The following is a 22,184-nucleotide window of genomic DNA, read 5'->3' as shown; positions in this document are numbered from 1 at the left end:
ACTCACCAGGCCGCCCTTGACTCCTCCACACCGTCCGGCATCGCATTCGAACAAATGATCGCATAGAGTGAGTAAGCGGTCGCTGCATGCGGTCAAGCTAGCAACGTCAAGGCATCAAAGTGAAGGCCAAGAGCGTGGGTGCACGGTGGCCGATTGGCTGATGCTGAACATATGGAACCCGCAACGCCGCTCACCCATGTCAAGGGAAAGGACTTGGTCCTTTTGGTGGTCAGGCTCGAGATGCTGTGGCCGGTGACATCGGAGCTGTGAAGGTGCGAATCCCGCGGCTTCGCCCGAATGGGTGAACATGCTCGAACTCGATGCTGCCGAGAACTGTCGGCATGACACCGGCGTTCTGTTGCTCACATTGGTAGCCGTTCGGCTGGCTCTAGACCGTCGTCCGGCGACGCACTCCACCTAGATGATCTCTGTTACCTCGTGGCGCGCGGCTGACTCTCCGCCGTAAGGTTACCGAGTCCGTCACTGATTGATCTCGGACAGTGGCGGAGCGTGTCGACGGATAGTGCCGCGAAGATGGTGCGGTGGGCGAGATCGTCGGGAGGTAGCCCATGCCGAACCCGCCACGACTGTGGTGGCAGGACATCGACCCGGTCGTATGGCGCTGCTTCGGCCAGAGCGAAGACCTCGCACGGGAACGCAACACCGCGGTTCTGGCGGCCCTAGAGGAGTTGGCCACCCGAGCACCCATGTCGACACTGGCCGACATCACCGCACAGATGCGCGAGATCGGCTTCCGTGACCAGTCCAGCGACCTCGAGCTGCGCGCCGTCCTCGACTATCTGACCGGTGCTCTGCTGGTCGAGCCGTTCCGCGACTATGCGGCCCTGAACGCGGGCCTGGACGCAGTGGTTCGCCGCCAGGAAGCGTGGGCGCTGACCAAGATCGGCCGGGCAGTCGTCGCAGCCGTACGAACCGCGGTCGTTGACTCGCGGCGGGCGTTGCAGTTACCGAGCCGGCTACTCGACAGCGTCGAACGAACCGTTCGTGACCTGACCGAACACGCCGCTTCCGATGCCGGGCTCCTGCCGACGGACCTGGACGATGTCCGGACCCGCCTGGAAGAGATGCAGCGGGTCACCGCCGACTTCTACGCGGCGCTGGCGCAGATGGTGCAGTCCGACGTCACCGACGATCTGCTGTTCGGCGAGAACCGTGATCGCGTCATCGAAGCGCTACGGCAGTTCCCACGCGAGTACGGGCGGGCCTTGCGCCGGGTCGAGGCAGCACTGGCCGATCTGGAGTCGTCCGGACACCGCACCCTGGTCGAGACCGCCGTCGGGCACGCGGGGCTCCTCGACGCCCGCGACCAGCAGGACTGGATCGACGAACGAGTGCGACGGCTGGCTGACCTCGCTGCGTGGTTCGCGCCTGCGGGATCGGTGCAACGACTCATCTCATCGGCGGCCGGCGCTGTCCACACCCTGCTGGTGGCGATCGACCGCCGCTACACGGCGCTGCGGCGCGGTTCGGATCTGGCCGCCGACTTCCGGGAACTCGCCTACAGCCTGTTCGCCCAGCCCGACGACGATGCGGCACGCCGCGTATACGCGGCGGCGTTCGGGCATTGGCCGGCAGTCCACGCGGTCGTCGGCACCGCCGAAGAAGACGTCGCGCATGCCACCGTTGCTGGAGGCGGAACGAGCCGGCATCAAGTGGAAGTCATACTGCGTGAACACGAACGCGCCGGCCGGGTCAGCGGCCGTCCCCGCAAAGTGCCGGACTCCGGCGCCGCTCGCGCGGCCGCATTGCAGAAGGCTGCCGCGACCGCCGATAACCGGCGGCGGTTCGCCGAGCTGCTAGTCACTGACGGCGAGGTGCCCTTGACATACTTCGCTGGATTGGAAACCGGCGCGCTGGTGATCCTGCTCGGCGCGGTAGAAGTCGCCCGCAACGCCATTGATCCCACGACCGGACACGGCGAAGCACACGCCGAAGGCGCCAGCGTCGTGGTCCGTGTCCGGCTGGGCCGTCCCGGGACACGGACACCGATCCGATTCCCGGAAGGTGTTCTCGTGGCACCGGATCTGCTCGTCACGGTGACACCGGCTGAGGCCGGGCACGAACCGGTGACGGTGTCGCAGGAAGGCGCGGCGTGACCGAACGACCCATGCTGGACCCAGATCTGGCCGACGCAGCCCGGCACTTGCTGCTCACCTGCCGGATCTCCTCGGCACAGGACCCGCTGCGGTACCGGGCTGTGCTGCGCGGCCGACGCGAACTCACCGACTTCTTCCGTGCGGAACTGGGCTGGGGTCTGCACATCCACGACGTCTCCGGGGTGGTGCGGTTACACAAACGCCGCGACGACGTGCCCGGCGACCGCGGGCCGCGGCTGCAGCGGCGCACCGGCCGCGGCGACCTGGCGCCAGCCCAGGTTCTGGTACTGGCCGCACTGGTGTGCGAGCAGTTGTGGCGGCGCCCACGAATCAGCTTGCGGGAACTGCTGCAATCGGTCGCGCAGGTGTGCGCCGCGGAAGCCGGCACCGGCCGGCTTCCGGCGTTCCGGATCGTCGCCGCCGAGGGCGTCGGCAAACGACAGGCGCAAGCCGCGCGGGAAGACATCGTCGACGCGATCAAACTGTTGCAGGCCGACGGAGAGATCAGCGTCGACGCGGACCTGGACCGGGCTGTCACCGACGAGAACGCAGAAGTTTTCATCACCGCCGACCGGGACAGCCTGGCCAACAAATTCGCCTCGCTGTCGCCGACCCTGCTGGCGCTCGGCAACCGGCCGATCGACCAGCACGTCGCCGCACTGACCGCGGTGTCGCTGCCAGACACCGAACCAGACGCCGTCGTGCAGCGGCAGGCCAGCGTAGAAGGACGCCGATTGACCGCGCTGCGCCGGGTCGTCGACGACCCAGCGGCCGATCCGGGCGACGACCCGAACCCCGTCGGCTACCTGGCCACGTCAACCGGCCGGGAACGCGCGTTGAACGTCGCCTCGTCGCTGGGACTGGTCACAACCGTCCGCCGGGACTGGTGGGAGGTCGTCGACCCGACCGGGACAGCATCAGACGCCGACTTCCCACAAGGCCGCAAAACTGAACGACAGGGCGCGCTCGCGTTGTTGTCACACCTGCCGTATCACGATGCCATCGAGATCAGCGCCGACGAGATCCTGACGCTGTTCGACGAGGTCCGCCAGGACATGCCGCGATGGGCCGCCGGATACGCCGAGCGGCTACCCGCGCTGGTGCGCGCCGCAGCCACGGAACTGGTGACCGTCGGACTACTGCGCCAGACCGGCGAGGACCGATGGCAGATCCTTCCCGGCGTACACCTGTGGCGGATCCGGGTCCGCCAGGGCCAAGCCGGGCCGGAAGGACGGCACCGCGCCACCTCCGGCGACGACAACCCCGCTACCGGCGGACAGGAGAACCAGCCATGAGCCTGATCGCCTATCCCGGCCGCTGGACAGCCGACGACGACGAGCAGGTCACCGACGGCACCGACGGGCCGATCACGGCCGGCAGATGGCAACCGACCCGCGCCGGCGCCGTGAACTCATGGGCCTGGACCGATGAAACGTTTGTGTTCGCCGACGGCTGGCTGGCCCTGGCCGGCCCGAACGGATCCGGCAAGTCGCTGACCGCCTCGATGCTGGTCACCGTCCTACTCGACGGCGAGGTGTCGCAGAAGGCCCTGTCGGTGTCCGGCGAGGCCGCCGGAACCCTCATCGACCGGCACACCGACCGCAACGCCAAGGAAGACCGAACCGGGGCATGGTGGCTGGAATACGGCTACCGCGACCCGGAGACCGGCGAGGTCCGTTATCTGAGCACCGGGCTGTGGCTGCGGTCGCAGAGCAGCGGCCTGCAGAAAGCGTTCTTCCTGTCACCGGGCCGGGTCGGCACCGACCTGCAGTTGCAACGCCAGCGAGAACCGGTCGGGATTGACGGGCTATCCGAGCAGATCGCGGCCGCCGGCGGCCGGGTGTTCACCTCCCACGAACGGCTCATGTCCAAGATCCGCGACTACGGCAATGTCGCGGACGAGAACCAGTACCGGGACGCAATCCGGACCACTCTGTTCGCGCCGCTGGACCCGGTTCAGTTCGACGCCCTCGTCGGCGTGCTGCGCAGCCTGCGAAGTGTCCGCACCGCGGAGGCCATCTCTCCGAACCAGATGCGGGCCGTGCTGACCGATGCCCTTCCGGCGTTGGACCCGCGAGCCTTGCAGTTCATCGCCGACACCATGGAACGCATCGCCGATCTGGAAGAGCAACTCAAACGCGCTCGAGCCGAAATCCGGCAACTGGAGCAGTCGGAGCAGCACTACCAGCGCTACATCGACGCAGTCATCGCCGAGGAAGCTGGGCAGCTGGCGCACGCCCAGACCGTCTTCGACGACCACGCCCGTCAGGCTCGCCAGGCCGAACAGCAACGAGACACCGCCGCAGCCGAAGCCGACCGGGTGAGCAAGCGCCGCCAGCAGCTGCGGACCGAGACCGCCGACGTGCGGGGCAGGCTGCAAGCCGCCGACGACGCCCTGCGTGAGCATGCCGGCGCGGAACTGCCACACCTGGAGCAGCGCCTGCACGACCTGCGGCTGCGGCACACCCAGCAGGAACAGGCCCGCGACGACCTGGAGACCGAGGCGCAGGAAGCCGCAGAACGGGCGCTGGAGTCGGCGGGCAAGGTCCACAGCGGCCAGCAGCAGCTGACTGGCATCAACTCGCTGCTACGGACAACAGCCGCCGAAGTCGGCGCGCAAGCCTTCGTCGACCGGCTCGCCGAGGCCACCGAACAGGTCACAACCCTGGCTACGGTGGAGAACTTCGTACCGGACCTCGATGTGGAACGGCTCACACAGACACCGCGTGGCTGGATCGAGGCCCGGCTGACCAGTCTGGACGGCATCGACACAACGCTGCGTGAGCATGATCTGGCGCAGGAGCAGCAGCGCACCGAAGCCGGCCACCTGCGGACCGCGGAGAACGAGTACGACCGAATCGCTGACCTCGCCGCCGACGCCGCTGCCAACCGGCGTGCCGCCGAGCAGGCCTTCTTGACGCAGCTGCACCTCTGGGACGAGCAGCGCCTGCAGCTGCCCGCGGTACCCACCGAACTCAGCGTCGACGCCGAGGATCGGATCGACCCCGCCTTGCTGGTGAACTGGCTACACCGGGCGGCGAGCAGCACCCGCGACCGTATCGCCCTGGCAGCACGCGAACAGGACGTCCTGCACAACACCGACGCGGTACAGAAAGCCGCCGCAGCCGTGCAACGGGCGACGGCAGCACGCGAAGAAGCCGAACAGGCCGCCGAACAGGCAGACCACAACCTGACTGTCGCCCGCGAGCATGCTGAACAAGAGCGAGCCGAAGCCGACGCGTACGGTCAGCAGGCCCACATCGACCACGACACCGCCGACGAAGCAGCACGCCAGATCACGACAGCAGCCGAGCAGGCACTCGATGCAGCCCACGTAGCAGCCACCCACGCCGCGCAACAATGGGGCCGCGAAGTCGAAGCCTGGCGAGCCGAACTGGTTCATCTCGCCGGTCGGACAGTGATCCTGGCCGACGACCCAGACGCCATCGACCTGCGGCAGCCGTTCGTCGACTTGGAACGAGCCCATGCCGCTGCCCTCAGCGGCCTGCACCGTGCCATCGCCGACGCCGACCGGGCCGTCACCGAAGCCGAGGACCGTGTCGCCGCCATCGAGACCGACGTCGCTGCGGCCCGCCGCCAGCCGCCCGTGCCACAGGCTCCGCCGTGGCGGTCACCGCGCGACCTACACGCTGGGGTACCCCTCTGGGCTACGGTCGCCTTCGCCGACCATGTCACAGCCGATGAAGCGAACCTGATCGAAGGTGCCCTGCTGACTGCGGGCCTGCTCGACGCCTTGATCACCGCTGAGGGCCTGGTCAATGACGGTGACCTCCTGCTCACCGGCGACAGCCCGGCGCCAGGCCGCAGCCTGGCCGACGTGCTCACCGTCGAAGCTGACTCCGATGTCGATCCCCGGCTGGTCGGCTGGGTGCTGCGCGCCGTCGCGATCGACCTTGCCGGCAGCGACCTGAGCATCGGCCGGCTACGGACAGGGGCGGTGATCGCGACCGCACCCCGCGGCTACCAGGCCACTTTCATCGGCGCGACGGCCCGCGAACGGGCCCGGCTAGCTCTGGTCGCCGACCTCGAACAGCGACTCGCGCAGGCACACGACGAACTCAGCGCCACCCAACGGCATCGTGAAGGTCTCGACGATGCCGTCGCCGCAGCCGGCCACGAACGAGACCGATTCCCCGTGGCCGAACCCGTCTCTCGCGCTCGCGCCTACGTTGCCGCGATGACGGTCGGCCTGGCTGAGGCACGCCAGCAGACCACCCAGGCATTGGCGGCTGCGGCAGCCAGCCTGACCAGCGCCCTCGCTCGGGTCGCGGACCTTCACCGGGCCATAGACCAGACGGTTGAACAGGCGCGCCAAACCGCCATCAGTGCCGACGACGACCAGCGTCGAGCGCAAGAAGCCGAAAACGACGCCAACACGAACCTGCTCGCTGCCAGGGAGGACCTGGCCGAAGCCGTCCTACGACGCGACGACGCCCGAACCGCCGAACAGCAATGCACCGCCGAACAGAACCGATTCCCCGACCTGGACGAACTACGCCGAACCAGCCGAGACGAAGACGACACCGCCCGCGACGAGGCCGGCGCGCGCGCCCAAGTGGACCAACACCGCGTCCGGCACCGTGCCGCCGGCGACCGCGTCCGGCAGACACTACGCGACCTCAACACCGCGGCGACCTTGCGGGACGGGGCGATCCTGCCGACCGACCGCGACAACCTGCAACGACACCGTACGGCCGTCGGCACCCTCCTGCAGCAAATCGACGCCTGGCAGAGCGCCAGCTCACGAACCCTGGAACTCCTCAAGAGCGCCCAGCGGGATTACGGCACAACAGCCAGGCTCGCTACCCGGCTACAGAAAGCCAACGACGACGCGAGCAAGACCGAACTCGAAGCCGACCAACTCGCTGCCCGCGTCGAGGAGACCCGCAACCTGTTCGGCGCCGAATACGCCGAACTACGCGACAAACGAGAAGCACTCACCAACGAACTCGAAGCCAAAGACACCGAGGACAAGCAGCTCGAAGCCGAATTCCGCGACCACGACCGGGCTGTGGCCAGCGCCCAGGCCACCCTCGACGGGATCGCACCGCGCCGTGAAGACGCCGACACACACCGCACCGCCTGCTACCAGCGTGTCTGCCTCCTGGTAACACACGGATTCGCCGACCTTCCCAGCACCCTCACGGCTGACGAGCAAGGGCGGCCCGCGAACATCACCGCCGCCCTGACCTGGTCACGGCAACTCCTCGCCGACAAACCAGCAACCACCGCACGCCTGGAAACCCTTAAAGCGGGCCGGGAACGCGCTTTACGACAGCTGGAAACCACCATGCGCTCGGTCAACCGGGCACTCGCTGAATTCGACCAGCAACTCGACAGCACCACCCTCGAAGGCACCGAATGGCGACGCATCACCCTGGCCGCCCCCAACGCCGCCGTCGGCGAAGACCTGCGCCAAGCCGCGGACACCCTCCGGGTTACCGCTGAAGGACTCGAAAAAGACCTACGCCAGGACATCAAAGCAACCCTCAAGACATCGATGTTCACCCAGCTACGACGCGACATCCAAACCCGCCGCGAAGCAGCCCACGACCTCGTCCGGCACATCCGCGCCACACTCAAGAACGTCCGCACCGGCGTCGCCCAAGTCGGCGTACAGGTCGACTGGAAAGTCCGCGACGACGACAACTCCCAGCAAATGGTCAAACTGCTCGCCGCACCACCATCCGACGAAGTCTTCGACCAGATGTACGCGATCCTGCGAGAACGAATGGAAAACGCCGGCGACGAACCCTGGACCGACCGGGTCGCACACACCTTCGACTACCGCTCCTGGCACCAGTGGGAAATCAGCGTCACGCACCGCAGCTTCGGCACCGACCAATTCCGACCCGTCAATGCCCGCTCCAACCCCCTCAAAGGCCTGTCGACCGGCGAGTCACGGCTGGCGACCATGCTGCCGCTGCTGGCCGCCGCCTGGTCGATGTACTCCGGACCCACCTTCCAAGGACCACGGCTACTGTCCATCGACGAGATCGACGCCGCGTTCGACGAACCGAACCTACGCCAAATCCTCGCGCTGCTACGCACATGGAACTTCGACGTCCTGGCGACTACACCAACCATCGCCCCGCTCATCAAACGCGAAGCACAGCACGTCGTCGTCCACGAAGTAGTCACCGACGGCCGCCACCGGATCACCGTGCCCTGGCTCTGGCGCGGCACCGGCGAGCCTGCCCCACTGACCCTTCCCACCAACGGCGGATGACCGTTGACCGCCGACCTGACCTACCTGACACAAGACGCCGACCTACTCCCACTCTGGCGCGCAATCCACGGCCGCCTGTGCGCCGGCACCAGCCCCGAAACGATTAACGCCGTCCGCGTCACCGGCCTCAACCCCGCCGGAATCGCACAACTGCGCAGTTGGCTCGACACGACCACCCGTCGCCGACGCGGCACATCAGCCGTCACCACCGCCGGTGACACCGCCACCGTGCCGTTACGCGAACTGCTCGGCCTACTTCAACTTGAACCAACACAGCTGGCCGATCTGGTGGAGCAAGCCGTCGGCACCCCGGTCATCGACCGCAGCGCAGCCACCCTCGCCGCCGCCACACGACGAGACCAGCTGTCGCAGTACGCCTCCGAACACCTTCCCGAACTCCCGCAACTACTCGCCAGAATCCGGGCAACAGGAGTCGGCGAAGACGACACCACGGTCCGCCACAGCATCGCCGCCCTGGCCGCCGCACTCCAGGGACTCCCCGCCCGGCCACCGCTCCCGCTGCCCAAACTCGCCCACGACATCACCGGCGACCCGCACTACTTCGACCTCGACACCCTCAATGGCGCCCGGCTAGTCGCCGCAATTGCTGAACGTGCCGGGCTACCCGAACCAACACGACCTGACCTCATCCGCACGCTTCTGGCTACCAACGGCGTCATCGCCGACCGGCTCTCGGCAACCGTCCTGCTGTTCAATGTTGCTGTCAGCGGCGACGGCCCCATTGATCGGCGACTTCGCGAGTCACCGGCGCCGGTAGCGCTCACCCTCCTCGACCTTGTCGAACACCCGCCCCGGCTCGCTCCGCAGATCCTGACCGTTGTGGAAAACCCGTCCATCATCGAGATCGCCTACACCACCGGAAACCGGCAACCTCTCGCCTGCACCAGCGGTCAACTCCGCGCCGTCGACCACATGCTGTTCCAACTCGCCGCCAAGCACGGCGTGACCCTCCGGTACGCAGGCGACATCGATCCCGCCGGCCGCCAGATCGCCGCAGCGGTCGCAGCCACCTACGGCGCCCAACTGATCGCGATGGACGAAGAGACCGTGGCTCACGCACGCCTATACCCACCGCCCCTGCCCCGGGTCGACACCAGAATCCACGGCAGTGACCGGACCGCTGTCATTCCTCCGGTCTATCAAGAGCATGACGCCGTCGTTGCACGAATCCTCGACCAGCTGACCGTTCCGCCACTGGCGCCAGAAGACCGCGACGGCGACAGTCTTTGAATCGGATGGCGCGACGCCCACTCAAAAGTCTTTTGAAATGTGCGGTCGGGTATGGCTATGGCGGTTGTATTTGGCCCCACCAGGGCGGCTTAGGTTCTAACGGTCGTCGCAACACCTGACCCGTTCAGGAGTTGCCGTGCCCAAGCCCCGTCGTCCGCGTAAGCCACCAGGTGCCGGCCCGGAGCAAGCAAAACGTGATCACTACCTTCGCCTCATGGCGCAGGGCATGAACAACTCGGCAGCATGCCGGAAAGTCGGGATCAACCGGCGTACCGGCACCCGGTGGCGATACGGCCGCACTATCACCAGCGCAGACGGCGAGTCACGGATCTATGCGCCGATCGCTGCGCCGAAGCGGGCCGTCTCGACCCGCTACCTGTCCGAGTCCGAGCGGATCACCATCGCCGATGAGCACCGGGCTGGCAGCTCGAGCCGGACGATCGCCGCACTGCTGGACCGAGCGCCGTCCACGATCAGTCGGGAGATCAATCGCAACAGCGATCCGGAAACCGGCGACTACCACCCCTTCGCCGCCCACCAGCGTGCTGCGGCCCGCCGACCACGACCCAAGCCGGCGAAGCTACGAACCAGCGCCGAGTTGCGTGAGCTGGTCCAAGAACTGCTGGATCAGCGGTGGAGCCCGGAGCAGATCTGCCGGACCCTGCCGTCGCAGTATCCTGACCGGCCGGAGCTGCGGCTAACGCCCGAAACGATCTACCAGGCGTTGTATCGGCCCGATCGCGGCGGTCTGACGCGTAGTCGCTTGCCGCTGCTGCGCACGGGTCGCACCTATCGCAAGCGTCGTCGCAGCCGCGAGCAGCGGACACCGCGGTTCACCGACCGCTCGCAGAGCATTCACGACCGGCCCGGCACCGCCGAGGACCGCGCCTTGCCCGGTCATTGGGAGGGCGACCTGATCATGGGTGCACACAACCGGACCGCCATCGGCACCCTGGTCGAGCGCACCACCCGCTACGTCCTCCTCGTCCACCTGCCACAGGGCCGCAACGCCGCACATTTCCGCGACCGGCTCATCACCACGTTCTCGGCCCTTCCAGCAGGACTGCGACAGTCGCTCGCCTGGGACCAGGGCGTCGAGATGGGCCGGCATGCCGAGTTCACCGCAGCCACCAGCACACCGGTCTACTTCTGCGATCCAGCCAGCCCCTGGCAACGCGGCTCCAACGAGAACACCAACGGCCTGCTCCGCCAGTACTTCCCCAAGAGCAGCGACCTCAGCATGCACACCGCCGAAGACCTGACCGCGGTGGCCACCGAGCTCAACAACCGCCCCCGCAAGATCCTCGACTGGGACACCCCCGCTCAGCGGTTCACCCGCCTGCTCGCAGAGGCCGCATGATCACACTTACTCAACTACCGAAGAGCGCGTGGCCGTGGTGCCCGGTGGTTCACCGGCTGGTCAGCCGACGAAGGGCTGATACTGCAACGCCTCGTCGATGGCTTCGTCCTCGGTGAGTTCGGGCGTGCGCCAGAACAGAAGATCGCTGACTCTGGGATACAGCAGTATCTTCTTCAGCTCATCCAGAAGCTCAGCGCCGGCTTCATCTGGCAACGTCGGATCCTTGAGGCGTTGGATGAGAAGGCGCGCACGCTGCCGTTGTGCGTCATCAAGCGTTCGAGCTACTTCGCGGGGGTCGGTGGTCATTCCGGCACGGTAGCCAATGCTCCTACATCCGGATCTGCCGCGATCCGCGCGTCTTGCGGGCCAGCGGCGGTCCGCCCGCTGAAGGCGTTGTACCGGCCTCGCTAAGCTCAGCCTCGTAGTTGCTCACCTGGAGTGTTGCGACGACCGCCGGAATCCGCCCATTTTCCGGGGCCGGTGAATTCATGATTGCGGTTGGTGGCGTGGCGCGGAAGTTGGCTGCGGTTGTCCCCGGTTGTCCGCGGTAGTCCCACCGGGCGGCTGAGATGCCCGCGGTGGGCGGCAGGGCAGGCAGCGAGCGGAAGGCCCCGACCGCCTCGTGGGCCGTTGCGGCCAGCCCTCGGTGGACCCGCACCAGCCGGTGCATCGAGTTCACCACGACAGGCAGCCGGAGCCAGGCGTCGGTCTACTTCTCGGCCGGTCGATCTGGCTGTAGGTGCTCGGTGGGCCGGGCCGGTCGGCCCATGGGTGGCGACATATCAATGGCTACTTCATCTTCAGCGGTCGAAATGTCCTGGTCCTCGACGGTGGGGGTGGGCTTGGTGAAGGTGACGTCGATGTTTTCGAAGCCTTTGCTGCGTTGGGAGACGGCTTGGTCGGTGTAGGCGCGGGTGTCGCCGCTGGTGAGTTCGACGTTGTCGGTGAACGGGGTGAGCAGTGCGCGGGGATAGAGCCGCTCGACGCGGACGACGTTGATCTCGGCGCATAGGACTACCGCGACCGCGCTGATGTAGAAGAAGGCGAGCAAGCCGAGTACCAATGCGAAAACGCCGTTGGTGGCGCTGGCGCCCTTGACCACATGCTCGACGTAGGCCACTCCGAAGGTCTGCAGCAACTGCCAGACCATCGCCGCGCCGATCGCGCCGGGTGCAACGTCCGTCACGGATAGGTGCCGGGCGGTCGCGAGCCGGAACGCGAAGACGAAAACCATTGCGTTGATGAGGACCGCCGCTACGAGCAGGAGGATCTTCAGTACGCCGCCGAGCGATCCAGCGCTGCCGCTGCCGAAGGCGGAAAGCGTGGTGGTCCCGATGGCGGCCAGCCCGGCGGTGCCCAGCAGAAGCAGGCTGCGACCGCGGGCTTTGATCGGGTTGGGTCGGTTGTTGCGTGGGATTCGCCAGGTCGTGTTCATCGCGTATTGCACGGCTTGAGCCACCCCGAGACCGCCATAGAGTGCTCCGAGAACGCCGATCACCAGACCCGTCGCACCGCCGCCGATCCGGGACGGCTCCTGCAACTGACTGCCCACGATCGGGAACTCACTCAACGCGGAGGTGAGGATGCGGTGCTGCAGGTCCGGGTTGCCGGACAGGACGTAACCCAGGATCGTCGTGGAGATCAGCAGCAAGGGGAACATCGACACGAACGCGTAATAGGCGATCAGAGCGGCGAGGTAGTTGCCTTCGTCGTCGAAGAATTTGTACAACACCGCAAGCGGGAAGCTTGCCCAGGCATGTTTACGCTGGAACTTGTCGACACGACCGGGCTCGCTGCTCATAAGTACCTCTTACTACAACAGTCGGGGTGTGCCGGCGAGGCACGGAAGCCCGAATGTCTTCGCTGCGGCACCGGCCGCGCTGCCGCTGGCGACCGGGGCCTGCATCGACGAAGCCGCGTGCGCGTCGGCGGTCGCCATCACGCTGGTGGAGGTGATGGCGAACCCGGGCCGGCGCCCGTGCACTCGATTGGTCGCCTGATTCTGGCGAGGTAGCTCCAGATGTTCTGCGGTACGGTTTGCGGGTCAGCGGCACGTTGACGTGTTCCGCTGCCCCGGACCCCGGCAGCCTCCTTCTGGTGGAGGGTGCGGCCATGAGTGGCGCCGTGGGCTACCTCGGGTGTGTCCCGGATGCCGGTCTGCTGCCCGGCGGTGATCTGGGTGTCGATGGTTCCGCGGCCGGCTGATCCGGTTGTCAGCCGGTTGGGTCGGGGTTCCGGGCCGAGCCGGGCCCGCTGTCCGCCGCTGAGTTGAGCCGTGCGTTCGGGCTCGCCCGACGAGGCCGTCTCTATCCTGCTCGACGGTCAGGAGCGGGGCGGTGGCGGGCCATCACCCGGGGAGTCGATGGCTGGGCCGGTCGAGCTGTTCCACGCGCAGGGCATGGTGATGATCCAGATCGGCGGGACGCTTGCTGAGGCGATGGCCCGGATCCGTGCGTACGCGTACACGGAAGATCGCCGTCTGATCGATGTCGATCGTGACGCCATCGAGCGTAACGTGCGATTGGACCAGGACTGAGTGAATAGCGTAACTAGATGTCGAATGCCTGGGAGGCACCAATGAGCACGGTATCCGCCGAACGGCTTTCGAAGATTTTCGTCGAGGTCGCCGACACGTTGGTGGATGACTTCGACCTCCTGGACTTTTTGCACATGCTCACGGTGCGCACCGCGGACCTGGTCGGCGCGTCCGCGGTCGGTCTGTTGCTGGCCGACCAGCGCGGCCGGTTGCAGTTCATGGCGGCCTCCGACGAGCGGGCCCGGATTCTGGAGATCTTCCAGGTACAGGGCAGAGAAGGGCCCTGCTTCGACGCGTTCAGTACCGGAGCGCCGGTCGTCAACGAAGATCTGCAGGGTGCGGGGGAGCGTTGGCCCGACTTCACCCGGCACGCCCTCGCTGCCGGTTTCGGCTCGGTGCATGCGTTTCCGATGCGGGTGCGCCGTGAGGTCATCGGTGCGTTGAACGTCTTCGGCGACACTGCCGGCGGCACTTTCGAGGAAGCCGATGTGCAGGTCGTGCAGGCGCTCACCGATGTGGCCGCGATCGGGCTGTTGCAGGAGCGGGCGATCCGGCGTGGCGAGGTGCTTACCGAGCAGTTGCAAGGCGCCCTCAACAGCCGGATTGTCATCGAGCAGGCCAAGGGGGCGATTGCGCAGGCCCGCGGGCTGTCGGTCGACGAGGCGTTCATCGTGCTGCGCGGGTTCGCTCGGCGCACCAACCGCAAGCTGACCGATGCCGCCCAGGACATGCTCGCCGATCCGAACAAGCTGACCGTCTGACCGCGAGCACTGAGCCGCACGCGGACCCTCCGGTTGGTTAGCCGCACGAGGGGCCGGACCCGGGGTCGGCGAGCAGGGCCGGTAGAGGGGGTGAGCTCATGCGACCGGTCGAAGCGATGCTGGCGGCGGCGAATCTGATCGGATTCCTCGTGACTGCCCTGCCGAGGATGCGCCGACGCCGGCAGACGGGTTACCTGCTGGCTGTTCCGGCCATCGTCGCCGTGGTGCAGGTCCTCGCCGAGGGGTTCCGGTGGCAGGTGGTCCCCGGGTACGCGCTGGCACTGGCGTTACCGGGAGCCTGGCTCCTGCGTCGGGCGACGGCGGGGCGGTTGCACCTACGCGGGTGGATCGCCCGCACTGCGAGGATCGCCGGCTTGGCGGGGTGCGTGATCGTCCTGGTCCCGTCGGTGGCGTTGCCGGTGGTCGTGCCGGTGTTTCACTTCCCGGCCCCGACCGGCCGCTACGGCATCGGCACCGTGACGTACCACTGGGTGGACCGGAGCCGGCCGGAGTTGCTCACCGCTGATCCGGCCGACCGTCGCGAGGTGATGGCGCAGGTCTGGTACCCGGCGACGCCGGCGCCAGGGGCCGAGCGCGCCCCGTACATCGCGGACGCCGGCGCGGTGACCTCCGCGGCCGCACGACTGGCCGATCTGCCACCGTTCCTGTTCAGCCACTTCCGGTACGTCACCACGAACGCCGTCGCCGCCGCGCCGGTCGCCGCGGACGAGGACAGATACCCGGTGCTCGTGTTCCTTTCCGGCTTGTACGGGTTCCGGTCGGTGAGCACGTTCCAGATCGAGGAACTGGTCTCGCACGGGTACGTGGTGGTCGGGCTCGACCAGCCGGGCGTCGTCGCGACGGTCCGGCTCCCGGACGGCCGGCGGATCGAGAACCTACCGATCGACGAGATCGGCCCGCTCGTCGACCAGAGCATCGAGCCCCAGCCGGCCACGCCGGCCCTCAACGGTGTGCCACAGCCCGACGGCCTCGTCCCGTACTTCGTCGAGGACGTGCGACTCGCCCTCGACGAGCTCACCCGCGTTGACACACGCGATCCGTACGGCATCCTCACGGGTCGCCTGGATCTCGGCCGGGCCGGGGTGTTCGGCGTGTCGCTCGGTGGCCGGGTCGCGGCCGAGTCGTGCCTGCGTGACGCCCGGCTCAAGGCGTGCCTGGTGATGGACGATCCCGTGCCGTCCGACGTCGTCGCGGCGGGCCTGCGTCAACCGACGATGTTCCTCACGCGGGATGCGGAGACCATGCGGCTGGAGCGCCGGAAGTCCGGCGGCTGGACCGAGCATGACATCGCGACGACGCTCGACACCATGCGCGCCGCGTACGCGAAGCTGTCCGGTGGCGGGTACTACGTGGAGATACCGGATCTGTTCCACGTCAACTTCACCGACCTGCCGTACTGGCTGCCCGCGTCGGAACAGCTCGGCCTGACCGGGCCGATCGGTGGCCGGCGTGGGTTCGCGGTCGTCAACGCGTACACGGTGGCGTTCTTCGACCAGGTGTTGCGTGGCCGGACGTCGCCGCTGCTGGACGAGGCCTCGCGGCTGATCCCGGAGGCAACGGTCGACGTCCGCCCACCTTCGGGACAGCCATGATGTCGGTGGGTTTCAGGCGTGGTCGATGATCTGTTCGGTGGGGAGCCGGGTGGTGTGCGCCGCGCCGGTGTCGGCCGGGTCGGTGCTGCCGAGGCGCAGGACCAGGTAGGGGTAGCCGATGCTGGCGATCATCGCGCGCATCGCCTGGCGGGTGGCGATCACTTCGATCGGGGCGCTGTGCGGTACCACGGAGATGTCGTGTTCGGTGGCGGTGAGCCAGCCGGCGGACAGCGTTTCACCGGCCCGTAACCAGGCAAGGGGTTCGTCGGCGGTGCCGTAGAGCATGACGAACACGGCCATCCTGTCGTGTCCGGCGCTGACCGGCAGGTCACCGTGGTGGCCGAAGTCGCGGCTCGGCACGGTGGTGCGGGTGGCGCGCTGGGGGATGGCGGCGTCGGGGATCCCGGTGCCGGCCGGGCGGGCGGGGCCGGTCCAGTAGGCGAGTTCGGCCTGCCAGGCGGGGTCCGCGGCCTCGCTGCGCTGCGCGTGTTCGGTGGCGGCGGCCAGTTCGAGGACCTGGTCGGGTCGCAGCGTGTGCAGGTGTGTGTCCTGTGTCTCGACGGCGGCGGTGATGGCGGCGAGGCCGGCCGGGTCGACGGGTGTGCTGGTGACCGGGCGGCGGTCGGTGTGCCGCAACGGGATGGTCCGCAGATGGACTACGGAGGCGGGGTCGACCGGTGCCCGGCCGTCGAGGTGGAGCCGGGCGAGCAGCTCAGAGTCGGTGCGGTCGGGCATGCGGGTCACGGTCGCGTGCCAGCCTTGGGCGCTGAGGGCGATGCGGGCGTGGTGCAGGGCGACGCCGCAGCTGATGGTCGCCAGGCGTCCGTCGGGGTCGGTGACCTGCAGGATCCGGGTCGGTGAGAGCCGTAGCTCCAGAGTGTTGCCGGTGAGCCGCCACCACCACGGTTGAGTGTTGTGGATCGATGGTGCATACCCGGCGGCGGCTGCCGCTTCGGTCAGTGCGTGGGTGGCGAGTTGCGGGTCGGTGGGGTGGGTCAGCGCGTCGATGTCCATGAGAGGCGTCCTCTCGGTGTCGGTCCTGGTGTCTGCCGCGGCGCGACGGAGGTTCGGTGCTGGTCGCGGCCTCGGTGAGTCGCCGCATCGGGGTCCGGTTTGCTGCGGCGTCGAGGTACCCACAGCGGCAGAATGCCCGTCGCCGGGGTCCAGGGGGACACCCCGAGCCTACGCCTGCCCGACGACGCCGGCAGCGCGTCGCGTGGTCACCTCATCGTCACGCGACCGAAGTGCCGGCCCCGGCGAAATGCGCGTACGGTGAGGTTGTCGCTCTGGACCCCGGTGGCTGTCAGCCCGTCGCCGTCGATGTCTTCACTGTGTCGGGGCGACGCTCCGTGCTTCCTGATCTGCTGCGACAACCACGACGCGGCTACTGGCTGGCATCTGTCCAACATGGGGCTCAATGTGGTTGTGGGCGCTGCGTCGCCCGGGGAAACGCCATCGAGGACCGGGGCATATACCGTGCCCCAGCACCGGTGGAGCCATACCCGAAGGGTCGAACGACCGCAGCTGAAGGCATTGAACCGGTGTGTTCGATACGCGGCCGCCGGATCGTCGCTGACCTACCGGAAGGCCCTCACTCATGGACCGCACGTCGTTGACCGTACTGATCCAGCAACAGCTCTCAATGGCCCGGGACGCTGCCAGTGGCCGCAGCGCCCACACCGTGTACGGAGGGCATGCCCGCACTCTCCGGCAAACCCTCATCGCGATTACCGGTGGCCGGCGACTCGACGATCACGAGAGCCCGGGTGAGGCGACCCTGCACGTCCTGCACGGCCGGGTCCGCCTCACCGCCGGCGACGCTGCGGAGGAAGGGGAGGCCGGCGACCTGCTGATCATCCCGGACGCCCGGCACGCCCTCGAGGCGCTCGAGGACAGCGCCGTCCTGCTCACGGTGGCCAAACGGTGACCAGCCGCGTGACCGTCAGCCACCCGCCGGCCTGAAATCCGACGGCGCCGACCGATGTCAGTTCGCGGGCGTTTCAGCCGTGAAACATGCTCCACGACCTGCTGAGGAACGTGAATGCCATGGCGCCCCGCGTGAAGAACGACGCCACTGCTGACCGCGGCGCAACCCCGCCCGCCTCGGCCGCAGCCCAGCCGGCTCACCACCCACACACCGGGATCCGTGCGCAGGCGACAGGCGCCGGCCGCCTGCGGGCCGTGGTGAGACCGGCATGGCGAGACCGGCGCATCGCCGTCGCCGTCGCCGTGCTGGCGGCCGGCGGGTACGGCCTGCTGGCTGCCTGGTGGACCCCACGTGGTCCCGTGACCAATTCGCAGGCAGTGGCGGCGATCGTCGCCGGTGTGCTGGTCGGCGCTGTCGCGGGGGTGGTGCTGCGGTCGCGGTGGGCGATGCTGCTGGGCCCGGTCGCATTCATGGTGGTCTTCGAGGTCGCCAGAATGGGCACTGTCGGTCCGATGGTGGACGGGATCCATCCCGGCAGCACGTACGGCCTTGTCGCGTTGGTGCTCGGCCGGGGTCTGCACGCCGTCCTGGCGCTGGTGCCCATGCTGCTGGGCGGGGTCCTCGGTGCCGCCGCAGCCCGTCGCCTCGCCGGGGATGCCCTGGTCCGGGGCGGCTGGTCCAAATCCGGACTCTGGACGCGCCGCGTTGTCACTGCGTTGCTCGTCGTGGGGCTGCTGGGTCTGACCGTTGCGATCCTTCGGCCGGCAGGCACCGAACAGATCCTGGGCCCTGACGGCAAGCCCCGTGGCAGCAGCGTCGCGGAGCTGATCCGGGTCCCGGTCGGCGGCCACGACCTGGCGATGATGATCCGCGGCGCCGACATAGGGAACCCGGTGCTGCTGTATCTGGCCGGTGGTCCGGGTGGGTCCGACATCGGAGCGATGCGCCGCCACGGGCAACTACTGGAAGAGGATTTCACTGTCGCGACCTTCGACCAGCGTGGCGCCGGTAAGTCCGCCGACAACCTCGAACCCACCGCGACGCTGACCCTGGACCGGGCGGTCAGCGACGCGATCGAGGTCACCAAATATCTGCGACAGCGTTTCGGCCAGGACAAGATCTACGTGGTCGGTAACTCGTGGGGCACGATCCTCGGAGTCCTGGCCGTGCAGCGCCATCCTGAGCTGTACCGCGCGTTCGTCGGCACCGGGCAGATGGTCGATCCTCGCGAGACCGACCGACTGTTCTACGCCGACACCCTGGCCTGGGCCCGCCGCACCGGTGACACCACCCTCGCCGAGACGTTGACCGCCAGCGGACCCCCGCCGTACGCCGACATCCTCGACTACGAGCCCGCCCTCACCCGCATCGACGCCGTGCACCCCTACGACCACACACCCAACGCCGAAGGCGCCGGCGGCTTCGCCGAGAACCTGTTCGTCCCGGAGTACAGCCTGATGGAGCAGGTCCACAACCTGCCGGCATGGCTGGACGTGTTCGCGGTGCTGTATCCCCACCTGCAGGACATCGATTTCCGTACCCAGGTCCCGGTGTTGGACGTGCCGGTCTATCTGGTGCAGGGACGACATGAACAACCCGGCCGGGCGAGCCTCGCCGAGCAATGGTTCCAGCAGCTCAAGGCGCCGAGTAAGCAGATGATCGTGTTCGACACGGCCGGTCACCGGAGTCTGTTCGAACGGCCCGACCTGTTCCACCAGGTCATGACCACGACGGTGCTCCCGCAGACGTAGACCGACGTCAAACGGTGGCCCGAGACGACCGCACGACGGCTACGGGGCAGTCGGCATGGTGCAGCACAGCCTGGGTGACGGATCCCAGGAGCAGTCCGGCGAAGCCGCCCCGCCCTCGGTCGCCGGTCACCAGGAGTTGAGCATGCTGTGATTGTTCGATCAGAACCGCCGCGGGCCGGCCGCGAACAATCTCCTGCTGAATGGTTACCTCGGGATATCGCTGCCCCCAGCCGGCCAGCGATTCGCTCAGGACGCGGTGCTCCTCAGCCTCGAGGTCGCCCGGATCGGATACGAGAGGCATGGTGTCCCTCTGGCCCCAGACGTCCAAGGCGTCCCACGCTCGAACAGCGGTAAGGCCTGTTTTCCGCCGTGCCGCTTGCTCGATGGCGAATCCGACGGCGGATGCGGATCCTGCTGAACCGTCGACACCGACGACGATGGGCCCGGTGGCGTTGTCCCGGCCACGGACCACCAGAACGGGGCAGGCGGCGTGGGTCGTGAGGTGCAGAGCGACGGAGCCCAGCAGCAGGCTGCGGAATCCGTCCAGTCCCCGGTCGCCGATCACCAGGAGCACGGCGTGGCGGGACTCGCCCAGCAGCACAGGTGCCGGGTTCCCGTCGACCAGAGCTGTGGTCGCGTGAACACCGGGTGCGGCCTTCTCGGCTTCGACGAGGGAGGCGGCCAGGATGCGTTCGGCGTCGGCTCGCATGCGCGTGTCATGCGGTCCGTAGACGATGCCGCCGTCAGGGCCGCTGAGCTCTGCCCAGATGAAGGCGTGCACGATACGCAGCGGTCGTCCCCGTTCGACGGCGTCAACTGCGGCCGCCCGGATGGCGGCAAGGCTGCTTGCGGATCCGTCCGCGCCTACGACGACCGCGGCTCCAGCTTCGGTGTTCATCGCTGACCTTTCGAGGTGGCTGTGGTGGGGAGGGTTCGGCGGGTCGCGCCGGCAGGCGGCCGGTGACCTGCGGCGTACCCGCACGTGTGGCGGCGACTCTGCTCGATGCGGTTACCGGACGACGATGACCGGGCACGGCGCGTGCTGGACGCACCGGTGGCTGACCGAGCCGAGCAGGAGGCCGGCGAAGGTGCCGTGTCCGCGGCTGCCGACCACGAGTAGCTCTGCGCCCGTGGCAGCTTGCACCAGGGCTTCGGCGGGGTGGCCTTCGACGACGTGGGCGAGCACCGTGACGGGATGCGTCATCTGGGCGGTGACCTCGGCGATGGTGTCGTCGAGGGCCTTGACCATCGTGGTGGCGTAGGTGTCACCTTCGAACGCGACGGACGTCCATCCGTAGGCCGTTCCCAATTGGGCGGGGTCTTGCCAGGCAGTGATGGCTTCGATGGTGGCGCCGGTCAGGTGGGCCTGGTTCATGGCCCACGTCAGTGCCTTCTTCGAACCCGGCGAACCGTCGACTCCGACGACGATGCGGTGGGCGGGGTCGATGTTTTCGTCTGTCATGTCGGTCTCCTGATCGGTGTGGTGGTACACGAGGTCGGCCGCCGGCCCCGTCTGGTGGTATGCGACATCGCGGGTCGGTGATGGATCACCGGACGATGGCGACGGGGCAGGCGGTGTGGTGCAGCACGGTGTGGCTGACCGATCCGAGGCGCCGGCCGGGCAGCTGTGCGTGTCCGCGGGCGCCGAGGACGACGAGTTGGGCGTGCCGGCTGGCGTCGACGAGGGCGTCGGCGGGGCGGCCGGTGGTCAGTTCCCGGTGCAGCGTGACGTTGGGGTACTTACGGGACCAGCCCTGCACGGCGTCGGTCAGTAGCTGGGCGTGTGCGGCGCTCTCCGGCCCGGTCTCGTACTGAAGCAGCAACGCGGGGTTACTCAGATGGGGCCGGTCCCACGCGTGTAGCGCTCGTACGGCGGCGCCGTGTAGGGCTGCCTCGTGGAAGGCGAAGCCGAGTGGGGCGTCGTCGGAGGGAGAGCCGTCCACACCGACGAGAACGTCGCCGTTGTCCGGCGCCGCGCCTCTGGTGATCATGACGGGACAGGCAGCGTGCGCGGAGACCTTGATCGCGACGGAGCCCAGCAGCAGTTCGGCGAAGCCTCCCCGGCCGCGGTGTCCGAGGACGAGCAGGTCGGTGTGGGCTGATTCGCGGATGAGGACCGTAGCGGGGTCACCGGCCAGTATCTCCCCGGTCACCGGGACCTGTGCGGCGGCCGCCCGGTCGGAGGCGTCCCGGATGGCCTGTTGTGGTTCGGACAAGAGCCCGGCGGCGAGATCAGCGGCAGGGTCGTTGCCCGCCCACGCGGGGTGATCAGCCCAGGTATCGCCGAACACGAGGCGGACCGCCCGGTCGCGTAAGGCCGCTTCGCGGATCGCGAGGTCGACGGCGTCGAGACTGGGTGCGGATCCGTCGACGCCGACGAGGATCGGTGGGCCGGCCATGGCTGCCTCCTGTGCTTCGTTCAGGGAACACGGCCGGGTCGGCCGTGCGGGTCGGGGTCAGGGTGTGGGTGACGGTCGTTTTGTGGTGTGTAGTCGGCGGTCGAGGCGGATCGCGGCGTAGCCGAGTCCGGCGACGGCGGTGACGATGAGCAGGTCGGTGATCGCCAACGGCTGGGTGCCGAGCAGGGTCTGCAGGGGCGGCAGGTAGATGCCGGCGAG

At 67.9% G+C, this 22,184-nt stretch carries 16 protein-coding genes; 10 read left to right on the top strand and 6 right to left on the bottom strand.

All coding sequences use genetic code 11. The features are described from left to right. The first annotated feature begins 569 nt into the window (after window positions 1-569). The 5 genes from BC793_RS42930 to BC793_RS42910 all read left to right on the top strand — a co-directional run bounded on the left by BC793_RS42930 (window position 570) and on the right by BC793_RS42910 (window position 10,978). A complete protein-coding gene (locus tag BC793_RS42930; protein ID WP_109602395.1) occupies window positions 570-2,117 on the top strand; it encodes a DUF2397 family protein in 1,548 nt (515 codons plus the stop codon). After that, window positions 2,114-3,412: a DUF2398 family protein gene (locus tag BC793_RS42925; protein ID WP_109602394.1), complete on the top strand. Its 1,299-nt coding sequence runs from the start codon at window positions 2,114-2,116 to the stop codon at window positions 3,410-3,412. Before BC793_RS42930 ends, BC793_RS42925 begins: the two co-directional genes overlap by 4 nt. Then, on the top strand, window positions 3,409-8,367 hold the full coding sequence (locus BC793_RS42920; protein WP_109602393.1) for an SbcC/MukB-like Walker B domain-containing protein: 4,959 nt from the start codon (window positions 3,409-3,411) through the stop codon (window positions 8,365-8,367). Before BC793_RS42925 ends, BC793_RS42920 begins: the two co-directional genes overlap by 4 nt. A 3-nt stretch (window positions 8,368-8,370) precedes the next feature. Then, window positions 8,371-9,618, top strand: a complete 1,248-nt coding sequence (locus BC793_RS42915; RefSeq protein ID WP_109602392.1) for a TIGR02679 domain-containing protein — start codon at window positions 8,371-8,373, stop codon at window positions 9,616-9,618. Window positions 9,619-9,844: 226 nt separating this feature from the next. Next, on the top strand, window positions 9,845-10,978 hold the full coding sequence (locus BC793_RS42910) for an IS30 family transposase (protein ID WP_203896600.1): 1,134 nt from the start codon (window positions 9,845-9,847) through the stop codon (window positions 10,976-10,978). 60 nt (window positions 10,979-11,038) lie between these two features. Here the strand turns inward: BC793_RS42910 and BC793_RS42905 are convergent, their stop codons facing one another. Together BC793_RS42905 and BC793_RS42900 are read right to left on the bottom strand one after the other, a co-directional pair. Beyond that, window positions 11,039-11,284: a hypothetical protein gene (locus BC793_RS42905; protein ID WP_109602391.1), complete on the bottom strand. Its 246-nt coding sequence runs from the start codon at window positions 11,282-11,284 to the stop codon at window positions 11,039-11,041. A gap of 403 nt (window positions 11,285-11,687) precedes the next feature. Next, complete coding sequence (locus BC793_RS42900) at window positions 11,688-12,779, bottom strand: YihY/virulence factor BrkB family protein (RefSeq protein ID WP_109602390.1); 1,092 nt, start codon at window positions 12,777-12,779, stop codon at window positions 11,688-11,690. 474 nt (window positions 12,780-13,253) lie between these two features. On the opposite strand from BC793_RS42900, the gene BC793_RS42895 reads away from it, so the two are divergent. The 3 genes from BC793_RS42895 (at window position 13,254) to BC793_RS42885 (ending at window position 15,888) form a co-directional block, all read left to right on the top strand. Beyond that, complete coding sequence (locus BC793_RS42895; RefSeq protein WP_109602389.1) at window positions 13,254-13,514, top strand: hypothetical protein; 261 nt, start codon at window positions 13,254-13,256, stop codon at window positions 13,512-13,514. A gap of 17 nt (window positions 13,515-13,531) precedes the next feature. Continuing rightward, on the top strand, window positions 13,532-14,275 hold the full coding sequence (locus tag BC793_RS42890; RefSeq protein WP_239170642.1) for a GAF and ANTAR domain-containing protein: 744 nt from the start codon (window positions 13,532-13,534) through the stop codon (window positions 14,273-14,275). Between the two features lie 98 nt (window positions 14,276-14,373). Then, window positions 14,374-15,888: an alpha/beta hydrolase family protein gene (locus tag BC793_RS42885; RefSeq protein ID WP_109602387.1), complete on the top strand. Its 1,515-nt coding sequence runs from the start codon at window positions 14,374-14,376 to the stop codon at window positions 15,886-15,888. A 12-nt stretch (window positions 15,889-15,900) separates the two neighbouring features. Here BC793_RS42885 and BC793_RS42880 read toward each other — a convergent pair whose 3' ends face one another. Beyond that, window positions 15,901-16,902: an Acg family FMN-binding oxidoreductase gene (locus tag BC793_RS42880; protein WP_109602386.1), complete on the bottom strand. Its 1,002-nt coding sequence runs from the start codon at window positions 16,900-16,902 to the stop codon at window positions 15,901-15,903. A 598-nt stretch (window positions 16,903-17,500) separates the two neighbouring features. Here BC793_RS42880 and BC793_RS42875 point away from each other — a divergent pair. Together BC793_RS42875 and BC793_RS42870 are read left to right on the top strand one after the other, a co-directional pair. Further along, complete coding sequence (locus BC793_RS42875) at window positions 17,501-17,815, top strand: cupin domain-containing protein (RefSeq protein WP_249037417.1); 315 nt, start codon at window positions 17,501-17,503, stop codon at window positions 17,813-17,815. A 254-nt stretch (window positions 17,816-18,069) separates the two neighbouring features. Next, on the top strand, window positions 18,070-19,566 hold the full coding sequence (locus BC793_RS42870) for an alpha/beta fold hydrolase (RefSeq protein ID WP_158319546.1): 1,497 nt from the start codon (window positions 18,070-18,072) through the stop codon (window positions 19,564-19,566). 7 nt (window positions 19,567-19,573) lie between these two features. Here the strand turns inward: BC793_RS42870 and BC793_RS42865 are convergent, their stop codons facing one another. From BC793_RS42865 to BC793_RS42855, 3 genes are all read right to left on the bottom strand, one after another. After that, entirely contained in the window at window positions 19,574-20,464 is an 891-nt protein-coding gene (locus BC793_RS42865) for a universal stress protein (RefSeq protein ID WP_109602383.1), read from the bottom strand. Between the two features lie 111 nt (window positions 20,465-20,575). After that, window positions 20,576-21,058, bottom strand: coding sequence for a universal stress protein (locus BC793_RS42860; protein ID WP_203896597.1), 483 nt, complete (start codon window positions 21,056-21,058; stop codon window positions 20,576-20,578). 55 nt (window positions 21,059-21,113) lie between these two features. Further along, window positions 21,114-21,965, bottom strand: coding sequence for a universal stress protein (locus tag BC793_RS42855; RefSeq protein ID WP_109602382.1), 852 nt, complete (start codon window positions 21,963-21,965; stop codon window positions 21,114-21,116). Between the last annotated feature and the right edge of the window lie 219 nt (window positions 21,966-22,184).

The organism is Actinoplanes xinjiangensis (genome assembly GCF_003148685.1).
GTDB lineage: Bacteria > Actinomycetota > Actinomycetes > Mycobacteriales > Micromonosporaceae > Actinoplanes > Actinoplanes xinjiangensis.
This window is presented reverse-complemented; position numbering and strand designations above follow the sequence as displayed.

Excerpts from the sequence above, each read along its gene's own strand:
- BC793_RS42930 (WP_109602395.1), top strand. The coding sequence starts at position 570 with ATGCCGAACCCGCCACGACTGTGGTGGCAGGACATCGACCCGGTCGTA.
- BC793_RS42920 (WP_109602393.1), top strand. The coding sequence starts at position 3,409 with ATGAGCCTGATCGCCTATCCCGGCCGCTGGACAGCCGACGACGACGAG.
- BC793_RS42910 (WP_203896600.1), top strand. The coding sequence starts at position 9,845 with ATGAACAACTCGGCAGCATGCCGGAAAGTCGGGATCAACCGGCGTACC.
- BC793_RS42905 (WP_109602391.1), bottom strand. The coding sequence starts at position 11,284 with ATGACCACCGACCCCCGCGAAGTAGCTCGAACGCTTGATGACGCACAA.
- BC793_RS42900 (WP_109602390.1), bottom strand. The coding sequence starts at position 12,779 with ATGAGCAGCGAGCCCGGTCGTGTCGACAAGTTCCAGCGTAAACATGCC.
- BC793_RS42890 (WP_239170642.1), top strand. The coding sequence starts at position 13,532 with ATGTCGAATGCCTGGGAGGCACCAATGAGCACGGTATCCGCCGAACGG.
- BC793_RS42885 (WP_109602387.1), top strand. The coding sequence starts at position 14,374 with ATGCGACCGGTCGAAGCGATGCTGGCGGCGGCGAATCTGATCGGATTC.
- BC793_RS42880 (WP_109602386.1), bottom strand. The coding sequence starts at position 16,902 with ATGGACATCGACGCGCTGACCCACCCCACCGACCCGCAACTCGCCACC.
- BC793_RS42865 (WP_109602383.1), bottom strand. The coding sequence starts at position 20,464 with ATGAACACCGAAGCTGGAGCCGCGGTCGTCGTAGGCGCGGACGGATCC.
- BC793_RS42855 (WP_109602382.1), bottom strand. The coding sequence starts at position 21,965 with ATGGCCGGCCCACCGATCCTCGTCGGCGTCGACGGATCCGCACCCAGT.